Here is a 20,311-nt window from a genome sequence, read left to right as displayed (position 1 = left end):
TTATCTTTCACAGTAAGTACTAATTAGCCTCTATTCATGACTATTCGATTTTTCTTTTTCATCCTCTTATTGCATTTTTCACTGGAAAACGTACATGCCCAAAATATTCCTGCTAAATGGTATAAAGGCAATACACATACTCATTCATTATGGAGTGATGGAGATGATTTCCCCGAGATGATCATGGATTATTATAAATCTCATGGTTATGATTTTATTTCACTTTCTGATCATAATACTCTGGCCAAAGGAGAAAAATGGGTGGAGATACCGGCTCATCCTTTTCGTCAGCACCGTTACAATGAATATCTTGAGAAATACGGAAAAGATTGGGTGGTCTCTAAAACTGATTCTGCAGGCCGGATCAGCGTTAAACTTAAAGCCTTGCAGGAATACAGGCCTTTGTTTGAAGAGCCTGGAAAATTCCTGCTGATGCAGGCCGAAGAAATAACAGATTCCTATAAAGGCAAGCCATTGCATATGGGAGCTGTTAACGTAAAAAATGTGATCAAGCCCCAGGGTGGGAATAGTGTGACAGAAGTGATGCAGAACAATCTTAATGCCGTTTACGAACAGCGGGCACAAACTGGCCAGCCCATGTTTGCCCATATCAATCATCCCAACTATGGCTGGGCCATAAAGATCGAAGATATGTTCCACCTGACAGGCGAACGATTTTTCGAAGTGTATAACGGGCATCCTCATGTGCATAATTATGGAGACTCAGTAGTGATGGGCATGGAAGAATTGTGGGACAAATTGCTGATAAGATTTATACAGGATAATAAGCCACTTGTATTTGGCCTGGCAACAGATGATGCGCACAATTACCTGGAGCACAGGGTAGGTATGAGTAATCCTGGCAGGGGATGGATCAGGGTGAAAGCCAAAGAACTGACGCCTGCTGCCCTGATCGCTGCCATGGAGAATGGTGATTTTTATGCAAGCACCGGCGTAGAGCTCGATGATGTAAAATTTAGTAATGGAACACTAACGATAAAAATTGCAGCAAAGCAGGGTGAGACCTATGCCATCCAGTTTTGGGGTGCAGAAAGATCAGGTATGACAGGCAAAATATTAAAAGAAGTAAAAGGAACCAGTGCCAGCTATAAACTGGCAAAGAATATTCTGTATATAAGGGCTAAGGTCATTTCCAGCAAGCTTCAGGAAAATCCTTTTCAAACCGGTGACCTGGAAAGAGCGTGGACGCAACCTGTAACTTTATCATCCCATTCCTATCAATAAAGGAAGCTGTGATAAATACTCATCAAATTCCTTTTCCCATTACCTTGCTACATCGATCCGCACCTTTTTGTTCTTCATCCTTTGTTCCTTGATCATTTGAAGCACATGGCTCGCTTTTACTTTGCGAACGGCTGCAAAAGAAAAGAAATCCTTTACTTCTATAAGACCCAGGTCTTCTTTCTTCAACTCTCCCTTGTTGGTTAGAAACCCAACGATATCCACTTTGTTTACTTTATCTTTTTTCCCGGCACCAATAAATAGGGTGGTCCATTTTGGTTTTTCAGGAACGGTTAGATCAGCGGGTAATTTAATTTGTTCAACGGGAGCAGTAATGTATGCAGGCAGTTTTTCTTCATCGTTCAGGATCAGGATGGCGGTTCCGGTAGCATCCATGCGCGCTGTCCGGCCATTGCGGTGCGTAAATATTTCCTGTGTTGAGGGCAGATGGTAGTGAATAATGTATCTGATATTTGGTATGTCCAGTCCACGTGCTGCTAGATCTGTGGTCACCAGGAAGTTTACAGTTCCATTTCTAAAGCGAGCCAATGCTATTTCCCTATCTCGCTGTTCCATGGCACCGTGGTAAAATGTATTAATGATTCCTTTGTCAGCCAACAATTCTGATGTTCGTTCCACAGCTTCCCGGTGGTTACAAAAGATAATAGAAGAACGGTTGCCCAGGTAACAAATGAGTTTGAAGAGCGTATTTATTTTATCTTTTTCCGGTGAATGAATGGATTGAATGGCCAAAGCGGGAGTGGTAACTCCACCCTCCGGTAGAAAGTTCAATTCCTCAGCACCTGTTGCACCAATGAATTCAGGTATCTCCACTGCGGCTGTGGCTGAGGTCAGGATCCTTTTTTTAATGGAAGGCAGTGATTGAACAATAAAGGATATTTCTTCAAGAAAGCCCAGCTCCAGCGATTTGTCAAATTCATCAAGCACCAGTGTATGAATGCTGTCAGCAGTAATATTTCCCCTGCGCAAGTGGTCGGCAATACGCCCCGGTGTACCAATTAGCAATGCAGGTGGCTGCACCAGGTTATTTTCTTCTATTTCCCTTTTGTGTCCGCCATAGCAGCAGGAAGATTTAAAGCCTGTACCCATGGATTTGAACACCTGCTCTATCTGCAGGGCCAGTTCCCGTGAAGGAACAACGATCATGGCTGCTGTCTTCTTATCGGCGTGCTTTAATGATTTTAATATAGGTAGGAGGAAGGCTAATGTTTTTCCAGAGCCAGTTGCAGAAAGAATAATGACATTGTCGTGTTTAGCAGTGGCTTCAATAGAAGCTTGCTGCATTTCATTCAGGGATTCAATATTGAGATTAGAAAGTATAGATTCAACCGAAAAGTTCTTATTCTGCATGGGTAAAGGTACAAAAATGAAGGTGGGTGGTGATGTTAAGAGCTCATAGCTTAACATTTGATAGGGTAATTGCGTGTGCCATTCAAATATGAACCGCAAGGCCGCAAATATTGTTCATTAGATCCTGACTACCATTTCTTCTCCTGTAAGGGCATAATAAAGATTTTGCAACTGGTGCAGGTTGAAAATGTTATTGCTGACAGGAAGTCCATTGACCGTGGCCCGTGCAAAGCATTCTTTGTTGTTTTTGATATAGGCACAGATCTCATTCTTGTTATTACCAATGACAGGTAATTGTAATTTAAATTCCCTTGCCTGGGGATTTAAGGGATAGTCTTTGTTTTCCTGGAAACCAGCGCCTTCCAGTACGGAAACCTTTAAAACAATAGGAAACATGTCCTTATCCTGTCCTTTTGCTATTAATTCGAAATGTTGAAGAGCGCAACGGGTGGTAGTGATGCGGGTATTTACTTTTTGCATGATATAATTACCCAGCCTTAATTCATTGGCATCGATCATTTGGTAAAAATAGAGACAGGGCTTCAATAATCAGTTTTGATCTTAATCTAACAGTTGTTTCTTTCTTTTGGTTGCTATTATATTAAGACAAAACCCCGCAACTGCGGGGCTTTGAGATCAATTATTCCATATATCTTACCAGATGTGTATCCTTTTTTCAGGTGCCACATACATTTTATCTCCGGGTTGAATATTGAAAGCCTGGTACCAGGCATCCATATTCACCAGCGGTCCATTAGCACGGTGCATGCCAGGAGAATGGGGGTCAGTCAGTATCAACTGAGCCTGTGTTTCGGGCAGAGCATTGTTGCGCCAAACCTGGGCCCAGTTTAAAAAGAAACGTTGTGTTGGTGTCAATCCATCAATGGTTTTTCCTTTTTTAAATTGCTCTTTATTCATGAAGGCGGAATATGCCATATTCAATCCACCCAGGTCAGCCAGGTTCTCACCCAGTGTTAGTTTCCCATTCACATGAATTGTATCCAGGACAGTATAACCATTGTACTGGTTTACTACCATTGTGGTTCTTTCCTTGAATTGGTCTGCGTCTATTTTAGACCACCAGTTCTTCAAATTTCCATCGGCAGCATACTGGCTACCCTGGTCATCAAAACCATGTGTCATTTCATGACCGATCACAGCTCCAATGCCACCATAGTTTACTGCATCGTCAGCACCAAAGTCAAAGAAGGGGAATTGCAAAATGCCGGCAGGGAAAACAATCTCGTTATTGGACGGGTTGTAATAAGCATTTATGGTAGGAGGGGTCATGCTCCAGCGGGTCTTATCTACGGGCTTACCATATCGGCTGATCATATCATTGTACATCCACTGGCTTACCCTGCGTGCATTGCCCAGGTAATCATTCCGGGAAATAGTGATCTCTTTATAATCTCTCCATGTATCAGGGTAAGCAATCTTTTTGGTAAAGGCATTGAGCTTTTCCAAAGCTTTTGTTTTTGTTTCATCGCTCATCCAGTCAAGCTGCCGGATGCGGCCTGCAAAGGTTTGCTGCAGGTTATTCACCAGGTCGAGCATGCGCTTTTTGGCCTCTGGCTTGAAATATTTATTTACATACAACTGACCTAGAAGGTCGCCCAGCGATCCATCTATCAACCCGCTTACTCTTTGCCAGCGTGGTGTTTGTTCTTTCTGACCTGTAAGTACCTTAGTAAAGTCAAAATTCTCCTTTACAAAAGAACTGCTTAAAAAATCGGCAGAACTGTTGATCAAATGCCATTTGAGATAAGTTTTCCAGTCTTCCAGGGGTAAAGCAGTCAATAAAATATCCATGCTTTTGAAGAAGCCGGGATTGGTAACGATCATGCTATCGGCACCATTCAGACCAAACTGTCCCATCATCCAGTTCCAGTCTATGGAAGGTGTAGAGGAAGTGAATTCTTTAATTCCGTACTTATTATAGGTCTTATAAGGGTCGCGCATTTCTACCCTGCTCATTTGAGCTTTTGCCAGGGCTGTTTCGATACGCAATACAGTACTGGCATCTTTTTGTGCTTTCTCAGATCCTTCACCAACCAGAGAAAACATATTGGAAAGGTGTTGCTTATAGGCGTTGCGAATAGCGGAGCTGCGGGCATCATTCTTCAAATAGTAATCCCGGTCGGGCAGGGAGGTACCTCCCTGGCCAAGGCTGGGAATATAGACATTCACATTTTTGCGGTCGGGGGTAATACCAAAACCAAACAAGGCACCACCGATACCCTGCTTACGGTTTTCAGCTACCAGGGATAGTAGGTCATTAATGGAATTGACAGCATCAATACGCTGAAGATCGGCTTTGATAGGTTCGGCACCCATTCTTTCAATCGCTGCACTGTCCATGCCGCTCATGTAAAACTCACCGATCTTCTGCATAGTAGGATCTGTGGCTGATTTGGCCGATGCCTCAGTAAGTAAGGAACGAAGCCTTTTGCTGCTTTCTTCCCTTAATTCATCGAAACTTCCCCACCGGGTCTTTGAGGCAGGAACAGCGTGGGTCTTCAGCCAGTTTCCATTGGCATATAAATAAAAATTATCACCAGGTTTCACAGACAGGTCCATATTGGCCTTATCAATGTATTTGAAAGGCTTATCCTTCTTTCCACCAGGCGGAGTAAATGCAACAATGCCGGCGGCTGAAACGCCCAGCATCAGTACCTTGACATAATTATTCATTGTGTATTTTTATTTTGGGAGGGCTAATGTAATACAGAAGCAGTATAACCCATTGCTAAAAACAGTGATTTAAGACAGTTGTAAAAATTTAGGGGTTTGCTCTTAGCCTGTATATTGTGGTATCTTTTAAACTGGTGCCTGGAATACTAAACAAAATTCTTTAAGAAGTACATTTGAAGAAACTGCTGGTACTGATGAAAACAAAACTGCTTGTCCTGGTCTCTGTTATTTCCGCCTTACTGAGTTGTTCGCCCGCCCGCAAGATCGGGCAGTGGGCAAGAAAGGATGTGATCAACGATTCAGCATTGAAATCAGCGCATGTGGGTATCAGTGTATTTGATCCTGCAACAGCCAGCTTTTTGTACAATTACCAGGGTGACAAATATTTTGTTCCAGCCAGTAATACAAAGTTGCCAACCTGTTATGCAGCCATGAAATACCTCGGTGATAGCTTGCCAGGTCTGCGTTATCAACAGCGGGGTAATGACCTTTATATTATACCAACAGGTGATCCAACATTTCTACACCCTGAGTTCAGCAAGCAAAGGGTTTACGAATTTTTAAAAAATACAACACTTCATTTGAATCTTTCTCTTTCAGCATGGAAAGATGAACGATGGGGCAGTGGCTGGTCATGGAATGATTACAGTGAAAGTTATATGCCTGAAAGAAGTGCCTTCCCAGTATATGGGAATGTTGTGCGCTTTAGCGGTGGCAATAGTTTACAGGTCTTTCCATCTTTTTTCAAACAGGGAGTAGAGATCAAAGATCCGGCAAGTAACCTGTCTTCCTTCAATGTAAACCGCGATATTGCTTCCAACCGTTTCGTGGTGCAAGGCCAGGCGCAGGGAAAGCCTGTAGAAACGCCTTATTTCACAGCAAACAGCCAACTGGCGCTTGACTTATTATCAGATACTTTGCACAGGCAGGTATTGCTGTCTAATGAACAATTAACGGCGGACAAAGTCATTTATAGCCAGCCTACGGATTCAATGTTGAAGCCCATGATGCACAGAAGTGATAATTTCTTTGCTGAACAATCCCTGATGATGGTAAGTCAAAATGTATTGGGAGAAATGAATGATGCCCATATTATCAACAGGTTGCTCCAAACAGATTTAAAAGACCTTCCTCAGAAGCCTCATTGGGTGGATGGATCTGGACTGAGCAGGTATAATTTATTTACACCCCAGGACATGGTCACCATCCTGAATAAGATGCGACTGGAATTTGGAATGGTCCGTATGAAAGAAATTCTTCCTACAGGAAATGAAGGGACACTTACCAATTACTATAAGAATGAAACGGGCTATTTGTTTGCCAAGACCGGAACCTTATCTGGTGTAGTGGCTTTCAGCGGTTTTTTATTCACCAAAAAGAATAAGCTGTTCATCGTCTCTGTTCTTGTCAATAACCACCAGGCATCTGCCACTGCTGTTAGAAGGGCTGTGGAAAAGTTCGTGGAGCAATTACGGGATAAGAATTAATAAATCCGGTTGAAAAGGAGTGTCGCTATATTACCCGGGAATGATGTGCCATAGAAAAGAGTGCCATCTCCTCATTAATCTTATAAAATCCTGTCAATCCTGGTTCTATCACCGCCCGAACATCTTTTCCAGTTGGTCTTTTTTAAATTCGAGATAAGTAGGTCTGCCTGATGGGGTCACATTAGGTGTTTGACAGGCAAACAGATCTCTGGCCAGGTTTTGCATTTCTTTTTCAGAAAGCGTGGTGCCTGGTTTGATGGCCTGCTGCCAGGCGATGGTACGCATCAGCATTTCTCTTTTGGAAAGTTTCAGATCGCTGTTGAAATGCTTGTATTGTTCCAGAATTTTTTCCAATGCTCCTTTTTCATTGCCAACTTCCATATCGGCGGGGGTTCCCTGTATGACAAAGGCTGACTTACCAAAAGGTTCAATGGCATAACCCATTTGCAACAGGTCTGGTAATAACTCTGTCAGCAATACCGCATCGGCCGGCGTCAATTCTATAGAGGCAGGAAAAAGGCTTCGTTGTGTAGCCACAGGTTTCCCCTGCAGTGCCAGGGCCAGCCGTTCGTAAATAACACGTTCATGTGCAGATTGCTGGTGAAGTAATATAAATCCAACAGGTGAAGGGGCCAGGATATAGGTTTGTAAAAGCTGCGTCAGTTTTGTATCATCAGTGATCAGCGAATTTTTAGCAGGCAATGCTATTCCCTGGGTTGAAGTTGAAGGCTGTTCATCAAATTCCAGGAACTTCCTGCCAAGGGAAACAAAGGCTGGATCTTTGGGTTCGCTTTGGTTGGACCCCATATCACTCCAGTGCCTGAAGGAACTGCCTTCGATCTTGTGCGCCTGGTTGGCCTCCGTAAATGCTTGAAAAATGGAAGAAGATCGGGTAAAGGACTGTTTGTCTTCTGTAAAAGGTTTCTGAACTGATTCTAATTGTTGTATGTCAGCATTCAGGTTGAAATCAAGTGTTGGGGTGATGCTGAATTGTGCTAATGCATGTTTTACGGCCGCCTGAACAAATGCATACACGATCTTTTCATCCTCAAATTTAATTTCCTGCTTGGTGGGATGCACATTCACATCCACCTGGGTCGGGTCAAGGTCAATAAAGAGCACATACATGGGAAAGCTCTCAGAAGGGATCATTTCCTGGTAGGCATTCTGCAATGCGTGGTTCAGGTAAGCGCTTTTAATAAAACGGTTGTTGACGAAAAAGTACTGGTCGCCCCTGGTCCTTTTGGCTGTTTCAGGCTTTCCCACAAAACCCTGGATGTTCAGGTAGTCAGTATCTTCTTTTACAGCTACCAGTTTGGCAGCGTAGTTATTGCCTAATAGCTGGACGATGCGTTGTTTCAGTGTGCCAGCCTCCAGGTGAAACAATTGTTGTCCATTGCTGGTAAGTGAAAAAAATACTCCGGGAAATGCTAATGCCACACGAATAAATTCATCGACAATGTGCCTCATTTCTGAAGCGTTACTTTTTAAGAAATTCCTGCGTGCCGGCACATTGAAGAAAAGGTTTTTCATGCTAATGCTGGTACCCACCGGTGAGGCTACTGGTTGTTGTGTAAGAACCAGGCTGTTCTCTATTTCAATGCAGGTTCCTATTTCATTCTCTGCTTTACGGGTTCTGAGCTCCACTTGTGCTACAGCAGCAATGGATGCAAGTGCCTCACCCCTGAATCCCATAGTGCGAATATGGAAAAGATCATCAATGTGTTTGATCTTAGAGGTAGCATGGCGTTCAAATGCCATGCGTGCATCTGTTTCGCTCATGCCACTTCCATTATCTACCACCTGGATCAGGGATTTGCCGGCATCTGCCACGATTAGGCGGATCTCTGTAGCTCCGGCATCCACAGCGTTTTCCAGTAACTCTTTAACGGCACTGGCAGGTCTTTGGATCACTTCACCTGCCGCTATCTGGTTGGCAATATTGTCGGGAAGCAGTAATATTCTATCAGCCACGGTTTCTTTCCTTAAGGTTTCAAAAATACGGTTTAGGTCTCTATGTGTTGAGAATTAATTGGGTGGCCTGAAACGTGCGTCCTGAACTTAAATGGATTGTGGGCTGGTCTATATTTTCCATTATCCCGGCTGGGCTGCCAGGGGCTTTTCCTTACATGGTAGAAAAAGAAATCTTAATACTATCAACTTCATTTGTTAATACAATATCCATTAATACCTTCGTATAATCCACATTCCAATTCCAGAAATTACGATGAAAAACACCATTCTGATTGCGCTTTTAAGCCTGGTGATCCTGCCAGGTTGTAAAAAAGCGGTTGAAGCCATAATTGAAAAGAGCAATTCTTCCACATCTGCTAAATCCGTAATTAAATACACAATTGCCAAAGGCAGCCAGTATTGCGACCAAAATGGTTATAGGCCAGTAGAAACCCCGGAGATGAAGTTTATTGTGAAATTTGACAGTACTGCTATCTACCAGACTGCAAGCGCCGAGAACCAATATGATATCAATAAGCTCTATGGGTTTTCGGACAACAATGCAGATCACCACCAGTTCAGCGCCCGATTTGGTTGGAGATGGAGTAATAATGCGCTGCATCTTTTTGCCTATGTATATAATAATGCAGCTGTAATTTCCCGGGAGTTGGCCATTGTGGATATTGGTAAAGAGATCAGCTGTTCCATCCAGGTGACATCCAGCAGCTATTTATTTTCTGTGAATGGAGTGACTGAGAGAATGCCCAGGATGGCTACAACAGCTAATGGAAAGGGCTACCAGCTGTACCCTTATTTCGGTGGCGACGAAGTGGCCCCACACGATGTACATATCTGGATCAGGGAGCTGTAATGTTTGAGATCTTGAATAGTTACTGAACTTTTATTTGCAATAAGATATGGAATGATGATGGGCAGGAATCATTGTTTCTTAAGCCTTCCTTTCACAACCTTTTAAGTCTTCGCTATTTGTTTTGTTTTAAATTGTGGACTCCTTTTTAAGTAACTATGAAGAAGATTGTAGCCCTTTCCCTGTTCACTTTATTTGTTTCCGTTTCCTTTGCCCAGTACAAAAGCCAGCTACCTGCCAAAGCGTGGGTGGATAGCGTTTTTAAATCATTGTCAAAAGAAGAAAAGATCGCACAGCTGATGGTTGTTCGTGCACACAGTAACCTGGGCCCGGAACATGTGGAGAAAGTTGTGGAAGAAATAACTAAATATAATGTTGGTGCTCTTTGCTTTTTCCAGGGTGGCCCCTTGCGCCAGGCCAACCTGACTAATTATTACCAGTCCATAGCAAAAACGCCATTGATGGTAACCATTGATGGAGAGTGGGGGTTGGGCATGCGCCTGGATAGCATCACCAAATTTCCCTACCAGCTGACGCTGGGTGCTATCAATGATGATAAGATCATTTACCAGATGGGCCAGGCCATTGGAGAACAAATGAAAAGAATAGGGGTGCATGTGAACTTTGCACCGGTAGTTGATGTGAACAATAACCCCGACAATCCTGTGATTGGTTACCGTTCATTTGGCGAGGACAAGTTCAAGGTAGCCCGTTTTGGAGTAGCTTATATGAAGGGAATGCAGGATGCAGGCATCATGGCCTGCGCAAAGCATTTTCCGGGTCATGGTGATGTGAATGTAGATTCTCACCTGGATCTTCCGGTTATCAATAAATCAAAGGATCAGCTGGATTCTTTAGAACTGTATCCATTTAAACAATTATTCAATAATGGTGTGGGCAGTGTCATGATCGCACACCTTTCCATTCCTGCCATTGACACTACCGAACATTTGCCTACTTCTCTATCAAAGAATAATGTGCATGGCCTTCTGCAGGATGAACTGAATTTCAAAGGCCTGTCCTTTACCGATGCCTTGGAGATGAAAGGCGTAAGCAAATATTTTCCAGGAGGAGAAGCAGCAGTGCTGGCCCTGGTCGCTGGCAATGACATGCTTTGCCTGCCAGAAGATGTTCCTGCTGCTATAGATGCCATTAAAACAGCCGTAAAACAGAAACGTTTGAAATGGAAGGATATTGATGCAAAAGTAAAAAAGGTGCTTTGGGCTAAATACACCCTGGGGCTAAACCACGCACAGGTTATAGATACAACAAATTTATTGGCAGATCTGAATGCAAAGACTGATGATATCAGGAAGCAGGTAGCAAGGAATAGTGTAACTGTAATGAATAATAAGACAGGCTTTTTCCCACTGTTTCATAAAGGAAGGATTGCTTACCTGGGTATAGGATCTGACAGCACTGAAATGGGCAAACGCCTCCACGATGAAATGCATGCTGATTCCTATTATGTAAACTATAAGGATTCAACTGATAGAACGACTTTATTACTGGATTCTATCCGTTCGGGTAATTATGAAAAACTGATCATAGGCATTCATAATATCAGCACAAGGCCTGCAAAGAATTATGGGCTGTCTTCCTTTGCTTTGGCATTATGGGACTCGCTGCAATCAAACAGCACGGCCACTTTCGTTTTTGGCAATGTGTATGCTGCTGCCAATTTCTGCAATGCAGCTAACCTGGTCGCCATGCACCAGGACGATGATATTACCCAGCATACTGCAGTTGACTTTTTAGAAGGTAAGATAGCTGCCAGGGGCACACTCCCGGTGACTGTTTGTAATATTCCCTATGGCTCTGGTATTGTCATTCGGCGCTTTCTTCCTGTAGGCACTTCACCGGCCTGGCTGGCTATTGATAGCATAGTGAATGATGGCCTGGCCAAAAAAGCCTTCCCTGGTTGTGAAGTGCTGGCCGTGCAGAATGGTGAGATCAAATACCATAAAGCGTTCGGACATATAGAATTTGACCCAAGGTCATTACCTGTAACATTAGAAAGCATTTATGACCTGGCATCGGTTACCAAGATCTCTGCTACTACTGTATCTATTATGAAACTGTATGAGCAGGGTAGAATAGGATTAGATCATACCTTGGGAGATTATTTACCTTTTACCCGGGGCACTGACAAGGCAGGATTGAAGATCAGGGATGTATTGCTGCACCAGGCAGGTTTGAATCCTTACATTTCTTTTTACCGTGAGACGATAGATCCGCAATCAGGTATGCCTTCGCCTGAATTGTACAGCGATAAAAGAGATACTTTATTTACCATTCCTGTGGCCCGTAATGTTTGGTTGCGCAGGGACTGGAATGACACCATGTTGAAAAGGATCGTGCAAAGCAAACTTGGACCGGCCCCTAAATATGTATATAGCGATAATGATTTTATTTTATTGGGAAAAGTAGTTGAAGCCGTTTCAGGAATGCCACTGGACCAGTTTACGCAAAAGACATTTTATAATCCTTTGGGCATGACCACTACGGGTTTCAAACCCTGGCAGCGTTTTGGTTCTGAAAGGACAGTGCCTACAGAAGAAGAAAAATATTTCCGCCGCCAGTTGTTAAGGGGTTATGTGCATGATGAAGGAGCCGCCATGTTTGGAGGAGTATCAGGTCATGCGGGTCTTTTCTCCAATGCATACGATCTTTCCCTTTTATACCAGATGTTATTGAATGGCGGTGAATTAAACGGCGAGCACTATTTAAAACCTGAGACGATCAAACTGTTTACTGCTTACAGCAGTGATATCAGCAGGAGAGGGCTAGGTTTTGACAAACCAGAAAAAGATAATGCTGGTCGTGAAGAACCATATCCTTCAGCACTGGCTTCGCCCTCCACATTTGGTCATACAGGGTTTACAGGCACCTGTGTCTGGGTGGACCCCCAGTCAAAGCTGGTATATATCTTCTTATCGAACAGGGTGTATAATACCCGTGACAACAATCTGCTGGGTAAGATGAACATCAGGGGCAAGATACAGGACGCTATATATAAAGCCCTTAAAAGCGAAGAGGCTGCAGATGCAGCCCCTACTCAGAAAGTATATTAATCCTTAGGATCATTTGATGTTGGAGAATTTGGAGGTCGTCGCTGTTGCGGCGGCCTTTGTTGATTAGTGCCCTTTTGTTGTTGCTGTTGTCCCGGTGGGCGTGGCTGTTGCGTTCTTTTTTGAGGTGGTCTTTGTTGCTGTTGTTGTTGAGGAGGTCTTTGTTGAGGAACAGGTTTCTGTGGTCCCTGCGCCTGTGGCCCCCTCGGTAATTGTTTATTTATAGCAGGTAATGGACGGTTGGCCTGCGTGCCTTTCTGTTGTTGGCGCTGATCCCTGCCTTTCTGTTGTCTTTTCTTGTCTGCTTTTTCAAGACTTTTTAATGTAATGTGACCCACAACATCTACAAACTCGGGTTCCACTTCTTTTGGTTTGCCTGAAACTACTTCTACGGCTTCCAATTCATCAGGTACAATATTCTGGTTGTTTAAAGACCGGATCTTTTTAACTCTTTCAATGGTCAATGGATATTGCTTACTGCTATCAGGCAACACGTACCACATGAGGTTTTTAAAAATATCTTTTTTAATCAGCGTTGCCGTACCTCTTTGAACCTGTAGCATATCTGCATTTTCAGGGAATCCCTGTAAGGCATCCAGGTAGGTATCCAGTTCGTAGTTCAGGCAGCATTTCAACCTGCCGCACTGGCCACTAAGTTTGGTTTGATTAATGGAAAGGTTCTGGTACCGTGCAGCGGTAGTATTGACAGATTTAAAATCGGTAAGCCAGGTAGCACAACATAGCTCGCGTCCACAGCTACCAATGCCACCCACTTTACCCGCTTCCTGGCGGGAACCAATCTGTCTCATTTCGACCTTGACCCTGAATTCCGAAGCATAGATCTTGATCAGTTCGCGGAAATCTACACGGTCATCAGCAATATAAAAGAAAGTAGCTTTTTTGCCATCAGCCTGTATCTCCACCTGGCTCATTTTCATGTTCAGGTTTAATTGCCTGGCTATGGCCCTGCTCCTGATCAATGCTTCCTTTTCCCTTGCTTTATTCTGCTTCCAGATATCTATATCCCTGTCAGTAGCCCGGCGAAGGATCCTTTTCATTTCTGTGCTGAATTCATCAACACCTTTTTTCTTTAGCTGCAGCCTTACCGCTTCGCCAGTGAGGGAAACCTCACCTACATCAAAGCCGCTGACACCTTCTATGGCTACCAGTTCTCCTTTTTCGAATAATTGTAAAGCACTATTGCGATAGAAGTCCTTTCTGCTACCCTGGCTGAAGCTGATCTCGACTACCCTGCAGGCGGTTTCCGCATCGCTGATCGGGAGGTTCACCAGCCAATCGTAAGTATTCATCCTGTTGCATCCACCTGTACTGCAGCCTCCGTTGCTTTTACAGCCATTAGGTTTGCCTGTTCCACATGTACCACATCCCATACTATTTCAATTCCTTAATTGTTGTTATTAAAATTGTTTACAGGAGCAGGCTGTAGAGTAGCTATGAAATTTCATTGTATGTACGGCAAGCCAATGGCAAACCGGAACTTACTCTTATACGTTGATATTATCGCTATATGCTGAGAGCAAGCAACTACCTGAGGATGAGAAAAACGTCAACATCAATCAGTGTATATATAGAAAATTCAGTAGCTAATTAAATCACTCTTCACCAGCCAAAATGCCCCGGATATATATAGAGGCCTCTTGCGAGACGTACGCAAATATAATTTTTTTATGCCAGTGGCGCTAGCAGGATTTTCAGACGGAAACTACCACGTTGTTTTTGACGATATGAAATATCTTGATGGTAAGGGCGTGAAAAAGGATCTTGGCATTGGCATTTCGCTCAATATAATACGTGGCTTTGTCTAACTCTTCAGCCAACGCTTCTTTTTGTTCCAGGCTCATTGCCTTGTTCAGGCGGCCGGTAAAGTCTTGTTCTGCGGGCGAGAGGCCTGCCAGGATCTTTGTTTTCATATCCTCATCTGCTGCCTGTATCCTGACTGCCTGTTCTATTTGCTGGGTAAAATGCTTTAGAAATTGCTTTTGTTTTTCGCGTCCCAGCCTGGCGATTTCTTCTATCACCTTAACCTGGACGATGGGTTGATTCTTTAAAGTGGCATTGAGCCATTCCTTAAGGAGGCTATGAAAGTCCTCATCAGCATGTTGTAAAAGTTGCAAAGCTTCCCGGTAATTACCGTCACTGGCATTGGCAACCAGCCTGGCAGTATCCGGATTACTGCCAGACCTGCGGATAAGGGATTCTTCTATAGCCAAAGGATCAAGGGCGGGTACCTTTACCAGTTGACACCTTGATAAAATAGTGGAAAGAATGCTGCTTTCGCTTTCCGCTACCAGGATGAACAGGGTATCTGCGGGTGGCTCCTCTATAAGCTTTAAAAGCTTATTGCCTTCTTTCCCTAAATATTCAGGCATCCACATCAGCAATATCTTATACCCGCTTTCAAAGCTTTTCAGGTTTAGCTTACGGATGATATCATTACACTCATTCGCTGTTATGTTTCCCTGTTTGTTCTCTGCCCCAATAAATTGCAACCAGTCGTAAATATTGCCATAAGGATACTGCCTGATGAATTCTCTCCAATCTGCTGCATAATCAACACTCAAGGGTGGACTGCCTGGCTTTTTGGTTACCACAGGATAAGAGAAATGAATATCGGGATGGACCAGGTTTTGTGCTTTGGAAAAAGAGGGCTGCTTTTGCATCCAGGCATCTGCTTCTTCTACATTGGATGGTAACTTCACTTCAATAGCTTCTCCGAATAAGGAAGCACCATCCTGTGCATCTCCTCCTGCATTATTGTTGGGCGGAAGACTGGCGATGTATTGGGCAAAAGATATGGCCAGTGCTAAAGCGCCACTGCCTTCCCTTCCTAAGAACAATAAAGCATGACTGAGGCGATTATGCTGAACCATCTCAACCAATTGCTGCTTCACCTGCTGTTGCCCGATCACATCTTTAAATAACATAGGATCTTTTTGACTTAATCGTCTTGAATAAAAAAAGCTGCCTTCCGGCAGCTTCAAATATCAGGATAATATCAGAATTGCTATTCTTTACTAAGTTTAATTTAAATATTTGGTGATATCATCGCTCATAGGGTTCACCTTATGAAAGAAGACCTTTACCAGCTTTCCATTTTCATCAACCAGGAATTTGGTAAAGTTCCATTTGATAGGATCTTTTTCACCCATTTTTTCGGCTTCACCCACCAGGTATTTAAACAGGGGATGAATATCATCACCTTTAACTGAAACTTTTTCAGCCATAGGGAAGGTGACGCCATAATTTTTAGTGCAGAATTCCTTGATCTCAGAATTAGATCCCGGTTCCTGCTGCCCAAAATTATTGGCAGGGAATCCTATAATAACCAGTTTGTCTTTGTATTTCTCGTACAATTTTTCCAGGTCGGCATATTGTGGAGTGTTACCACATTGAGAAGCCGTATTTACAATCAGGATCTTCTTTCCCTTGTACTGTGAAAAATCAATAGTTCCGCCGGAAAGTCCCGGAACTTTAAAATCATATATAGATGTAGTACCCATAAATAAAGTGAACAATAAGGCTATAACCGCTGTTTTCATTGTAAATGAATTAAGTTGATTAATAAATAAAGGTAACAAAACTCTTATTGGCCCAATCGGGACATGGTTTTCATTCAACCAATAACATGTTAAAGAATGAATAGTTCAGTTGGAACTGACTATTGCTTTTCATAGGCGCCCAGGTCAGGTGATGCGACGGGGCGGGGCTTGCCATCAAGGTCATTGTTGATCCCTGCATCAGATCCTTTATTGATAGCGGGTGAATTTTCTTTTAAGCGAAAGCTGTACAGGTTTTCACTAACCTGTATGTTTTCAAATAAAGGATCATCAGAAATAATATTCCCGGCTGCATTCACATTGGCAGGGATTATAACTGAAGGCCATAGTACATTATTGAAATTTACAGTTGTATTACCGCCTTGTTTATCTACGAGTATTTCATTTTTAACCAGGCCTCCGCTTTGGGCCCAAAAAATACAGTTGGTAAACAGTGCATTTAATGGCTGGGTTGTAATGTTATTATTTTCTTTTAAATAATCTGTTAGGATCACAATGGGTTCTTTGTGCTGGATAAAATTGTTGGAATAAGAAGCTACCGTGCAATGGGTGAAATTATAATTACCTCCTTTCACCAGCAGGATGTTCTTTCCGCAATTGCTGATTAAAAGATTTCGGGCACTGATACTGGTATTGATACCAAAGATGCCTGCATCATAGGCATTGTCAATAATGGTCTCATTGAGTGTAAGCTTCGTGCTGCCTCCATGATCGATGGCAACTATTCCCTGGTATGCATTCTTTATAATACCATAGTTGATAGTATTGTTAGTACTTGTTTCTGTAAATATGAGCCCGGGATAACTTGCCGGGAAGTCACGGTAAGGTTCATCGAGCCTGTCACCAGCAAATACTACCCTTGTGCTGTCAAATTTATCTCCATTTACCTTTAGTGTTCCATTAACTATAAAAGGAGCGTCTGCATGAATGAATATATTGCATCCTTCTTCAATGGAAAGGGTTGCGCCAGGTGCCACAGTCAGGTTTCCAAGGATCACATAAGGCAGATCCCTGACCCATGATGTATTGGAGGTGATTGTATTGTTTCTTAAGAAATGCGCATTGCGACCATATGCATCCAGTTGAACCCACGAGCTGTTTCCATTATAATTCAATTCCACACTATCCTGCACTATAAAAGGTAGTGGTCTGCCTGAGGGATCAATTTTCACGGTAACAAAAACATAGGCGCTATCGCCCGATGCAATCTCGATGTTGTTTGCTTCCGGACCTGTAACACCATCAACATTGATCTTGAAAGGAGATGCGGATCCTCCTGCCAATCGGACAGAATTGATCCTTACACCTTTATTATTTGGATTGAAGATCTTGAATACCTGTGAAGCAGAGCCGGTGGTGGTAAAGACAGTATCGAAATGAAGTGTGTCCACATCCGTTCTCAAAATTGCCTGCCTGTCAGTTGTAAAACCTTCTTTTTTACATGAAAGGAAGATCAATACCAGGACTGAAAAGAAGGATAGGTTTCTCAAGGAAAACTTCATATAGTATAAAAATACACTAGTGCGATGAAAAACAAAGGGTAGCGATACTTAATTGCATATTTTCTGCTTTCAGCAATTCACGTGCGCAGGCCTCAAGTGTTGCCCCCGTCGTTACCACATCGTCAACCAACAGCACGTGTTTACCGGAAATGCTTGCAGCATCTTTTAATTCAAACTTACCTTCCATATTTTGCCAGCGTTCAACACGGTTCTTTTTGGTCTGGCTTTCGGTATGGGTAGTTCGTATAACAATTCTATCCAGGACAGGTTTGTCCAAAACCATAGAGATTCCTTCACATAACAACCTGGATTGGTTATAACCTCGCTTCTTTTCTTTTGCTGGAAATAAAGGAAGCGCCACCAGTGCATCAATATCACTAAAGCGTGTTTTGAGTGCATGCCCAGCCAGTTTTCCCATATAAATTCCTAAATCCTTTTGGCTTCTATATTTCAATTGGTGCACCAGGTGCTGCATCAATGATTCCTTTGTAAAATAATAAAGGGCGGCTGCCCCTCGTATAGGTATCCTGCCCCAGAATAATTTTTCCATGGGATTGTCGGGGTGCAGGTGAAAGTTCGTTTCGGGCAAGGCAGAAAGGCACCTGAGGCATATTTCATTCTCCAGGTCAATGATATCGCTGCCGCAACCTTTACAAACATGTGGAAATGCAAGATGTAATAGGGATTCTTTGATAAGACCCAACCAGGATCCGGCTGTTTTGACTGATGGTAACATGAAGATGAAATACAAAATAGCAACATTTCATCTGCCTGCAAAGTAGCTGTATACTAAAAAAGATGGCGGTATACTTCTTCCACCCTGCCCATGGTAACAATTTCTATATTGAATCTTTGCCTGGATAGAACATTTTGATTGTATTTGGAAACAATGATCTTTTGAAAGCCTAACTTCTCTGCTTCGGCAATTCTTTGTTCTATCCTGTTTACGGCCCTGATCTCTCCACTCAGGCCAACCTCTCCCGCAAAACAAACTTCATGAGGGATGGGCGTATCCTCGTAAGAAGAAAGAAGCGCACAAAGCACCGCAAGGTCTATTGAAGGGTCTTCCACTTTTAATCCACCGGCGATATTTAAGAATACATCCTTTACTCCAAAATGAAAGCCGCCTCTTTTTTCCAATACTGCCAATAATAGTTGTAACCTCCTTAGATCAAATCCGGTAACAGTTCGCTGCGGAGTGCCATAAACAGACTGGGTCACCAATGCCTGCACTTCTATCAATAAGGGTCTTTGTCCTTCAATGGTAGCGGCAATTGCTATCCCGCTTAACTGGTCTTCTTTTTGAGTGATTAGAATTTCGCTTGGATTTAAAACAGGGTTCATGCCTGTTTCATTCATTTGGTAAATACCCAACTCGGCTGTGCTTCCAAACCTGTTCTTTAGAGTACGGAGAATGCGATAAGCATAATGCCTGTCACCTTCAAATTGCAATACCGTGTCTACCATATGTTCCAGTACTTTCGGACCTGCAATACTTCCTTCCTTTGTTATATGACCAATTAAAAAAACAGGCGTATGAGTTTCTTTTGCAAACTGCTGGAATTCTGCAGCACATTCCCTGATCTGTGATACACTGCCTGGTGAGGATTCTATAAAAGGTGATTGAAGTGTTTGAATTGAATCAACAATGATCAGGGAGGGCTTCAGCTTTTTGATCTCCTGGAAGATCACCTGTGTAGATGATTCGGTTAATAAATAAAAGTTTTCATTTTGCATATTCAGCCTGTCAGCTCTCATCTTTATTTGCTGTTCGCTTTCTTCACCACTGATATATAAAGTGGTGCCTTCCTGCATTTGAAGTCCCATCTGTAAAAACAAAGTTGACTTACCTATGCCTGGTTCACCAGCTACTAATACAATACTGCCGGGAACGATGCCTCCACCCAATACCCTGTTTAACTCTGTATCAGTTGTGGTAATTCTTGGTGTGTCTTTGGTGATGACCGTATTTAATAGCTGTGTTTTTTTAGTGGAAGTATCAGCATGATACGATTGCCAATCATTAGCTGAAGTTTTTTTATTGTCTTTTTGAATCAGTTCCTCAACAAACGTATTCCATTGATTGCATGACGGACATTTACCTAACCATTTAGCACTTTCGTATCCACAATTCTGACAGAAATATGCTGTTTTGATTTTCGACATGAAACTAAATTACTCGATGATAAATAAAAATTGAGGACACAAACCAATCGTTGTGGAAGAAAATAAACTGAGAGAAAAATCAAGTAAAAAGGGCTGATCTTGCGACCAACCCTTTTACTTACTAACCCATTAAATTCTGACACTAAATTACAAATCTGCCCCACATTACAAAATTATTTTTTGGCCTTGTGCATAACTTTTGCATCATTTTATATAAGAGATCTTAACAAATAACTTGATCTAAGTCATTGAATATCAAATACTAATAATGTTGAGTTTTTTGCCTGTAAAGATTATGATTGCTGCTAAACTGTCACTGTAATCACCATTTTTGTTAGAGGTATGACAAAACGTTAGATAAGCCCGCTCCAGGGAGTGA

General features: G+C 42.7%; 14 protein-coding genes. 4 read left to right on the top strand and 10 right to left on the bottom strand.

What is annotated here, in order from left to right:
• Nucleotides 1–36: 36 nt before the first annotated feature.
• On the top strand, nucleotides 37–1,245 hold the full coding sequence (locus BP74_RS08330) for a hypothetical protein (RefSeq protein ID WP_496372979.1): 1,209 nt from the start codon (nucleotides 37–39) through the stop codon (nucleotides 1,243–1,245).
• A gap of 39 nt (nucleotides 1,246–1,284) precedes the next feature.
• Here the strand turns inward: BP74_RS08330 and BP74_RS08325 are convergent, their stop codons facing one another.
• From BP74_RS08325 to BP74_RS08315, 3 genes are all read right to left on the bottom strand, one after another.
• Nucleotides 1,285–2,613, bottom strand: a complete 1,329-nt coding sequence (locus tag BP74_RS08325) for a DEAD/DEAH box helicase (RefSeq protein ID WP_496372977.1) — start codon at nucleotides 2,611–2,613, stop codon at nucleotides 1,285–1,287.
• Between the two features lie 117 nt (nucleotides 2,614–2,730).
• Nucleotides 2,731–3,132 (bottom strand): hypothetical protein, encoded by a 402-nt coding sequence (locus BP74_RS08320; RefSeq protein ID WP_496372975.1) that lies wholly within the window; start codon nucleotides 3,130–3,132, stop codon nucleotides 2,731–2,733.
• 135 nt (nucleotides 3,133–3,267) lie between these two features.
• Nucleotides 3,268–5,307, bottom strand: a complete 2,040-nt coding sequence (locus tag BP74_RS08315) for a M13 family metallopeptidase (protein ID WP_496372973.1) — start codon at nucleotides 5,305–5,307, stop codon at nucleotides 3,268–3,270.
• Nucleotides 5,308–5,501: 194 nt separating this feature from the next.
• On the opposite strand from BP74_RS08315, the gene BP74_RS08310 reads away from it, so the two are divergent.
• Nucleotides 5,502–6,794 carry a D-alanyl-D-alanine carboxypeptidase/D-alanyl-D-alanine-endopeptidase gene (locus tag BP74_RS08310; RefSeq protein ID WP_496372971.1) on the top strand — a complete coding sequence of 431 codons (1,293 nt, stop codon included), beginning with the start codon at nucleotides 5,502–5,504 and terminating at the stop codon, nucleotides 6,792–6,794.
• Between the two features lie 108 nt (nucleotides 6,795–6,902).
• On the opposite strand, the gene mutL is transcribed toward BP74_RS08310, so the two are convergent.
• Complete coding sequence (gene mutL, locus BP74_RS08305) at nucleotides 6,903–8,768, bottom strand: DNA mismatch repair endonuclease MutL (RefSeq protein ID WP_496372969.1); 1,866 nt, start codon at nucleotides 8,766–8,768, stop codon at nucleotides 6,903–6,905.
• A gap of 253 nt (nucleotides 8,769–9,021) precedes the next feature.
• Between mutL and BP74_RS08300 the strand changes: the two genes are divergently transcribed.
• Nucleotides 9,022–9,618: a hypothetical protein gene (locus tag BP74_RS08300; protein WP_496372967.1), complete on the top strand. Its 597-nt coding sequence runs from the start codon at nucleotides 9,022–9,024 to the stop codon at nucleotides 9,616–9,618.
• Between the two features lie 155 nt (nucleotides 9,619–9,773).
• Entirely contained in the window at nucleotides 9,774–12,689 is a 2,916-nt protein-coding gene (locus tag BP74_RS08295; protein WP_496372965.1) for a serine hydrolase domain-containing protein, read from the top strand.
• Here the strand turns inward: BP74_RS08295 and BP74_RS08290 are convergent.
• The 6 genes from BP74_RS08290 to radA form a co-directional block, all read right to left on the bottom strand.
• Complete coding sequence (locus tag BP74_RS08290) at nucleotides 12,686–14,077, bottom strand: PSP1 domain-containing protein (RefSeq protein WP_496372963.1); 1,392 nt, start codon at nucleotides 14,075–14,077, stop codon at nucleotides 12,686–12,688. The genes BP74_RS08295 and BP74_RS08290 overlap by 4 nt on opposite strands.
• A 321-nt stretch (nucleotides 14,078–14,398) precedes the next feature.
• Nucleotides 14,399–15,631 carry a DNA polymerase III subunit gene (locus BP74_RS08285; RefSeq protein ID WP_496372961.1) on the bottom strand — a complete coding sequence of 411 codons (1,233 nt, stop codon included), beginning with the start codon at nucleotides 15,629–15,631 and terminating at the stop codon, nucleotides 14,399–14,401.
• 96 nt (nucleotides 15,632–15,727) lie between these two features.
• Nucleotides 15,728–16,246 (bottom strand): glutathione peroxidase, encoded by a 519-nt coding sequence (locus tag BP74_RS08280; RefSeq protein WP_496372959.1) that lies wholly within the window; start codon nucleotides 16,244–16,246, stop codon nucleotides 15,728–15,730.
• A gap of 119 nt (nucleotides 16,247–16,365) precedes the next feature.
• Nucleotides 16,366–17,766, bottom strand: a complete 1,401-nt coding sequence (locus BP74_RS08275; RefSeq protein ID WP_496372957.1) for a choice-of-anchor Q domain-containing protein — start codon at nucleotides 17,764–17,766, stop codon at nucleotides 16,366–16,368.
• A 16-nt stretch (nucleotides 17,767–17,782) separates the two neighbouring features.
• Nucleotides 17,783–18,502 (bottom strand): ComF family protein, encoded by a 720-nt coding sequence (locus tag BP74_RS08270; RefSeq protein WP_496372955.1) that lies wholly within the window; start codon nucleotides 18,500–18,502, stop codon nucleotides 17,783–17,785.
• Nucleotides 18,503–18,555: 53 nt separating this feature from the next.
• Nucleotides 18,556–19,932 (bottom strand): DNA repair protein RadA, encoded by a 1,377-nt coding sequence (gene radA, locus BP74_RS08265; RefSeq protein WP_496372953.1) that lies wholly within the window; start codon nucleotides 19,930–19,932, stop codon nucleotides 18,556–18,558.
• Nucleotides 19,933–20,311 lie beyond the last annotated feature (379 nt).

The organism is Flavisolibacter ginsengiterrae DSM 18136, assembly GCF_059568575.1.
The sequence above is the reverse complement of the archived record's forward strand: the minus strand, read 5'-3'. Positions and strand labels throughout refer to the sequence as shown.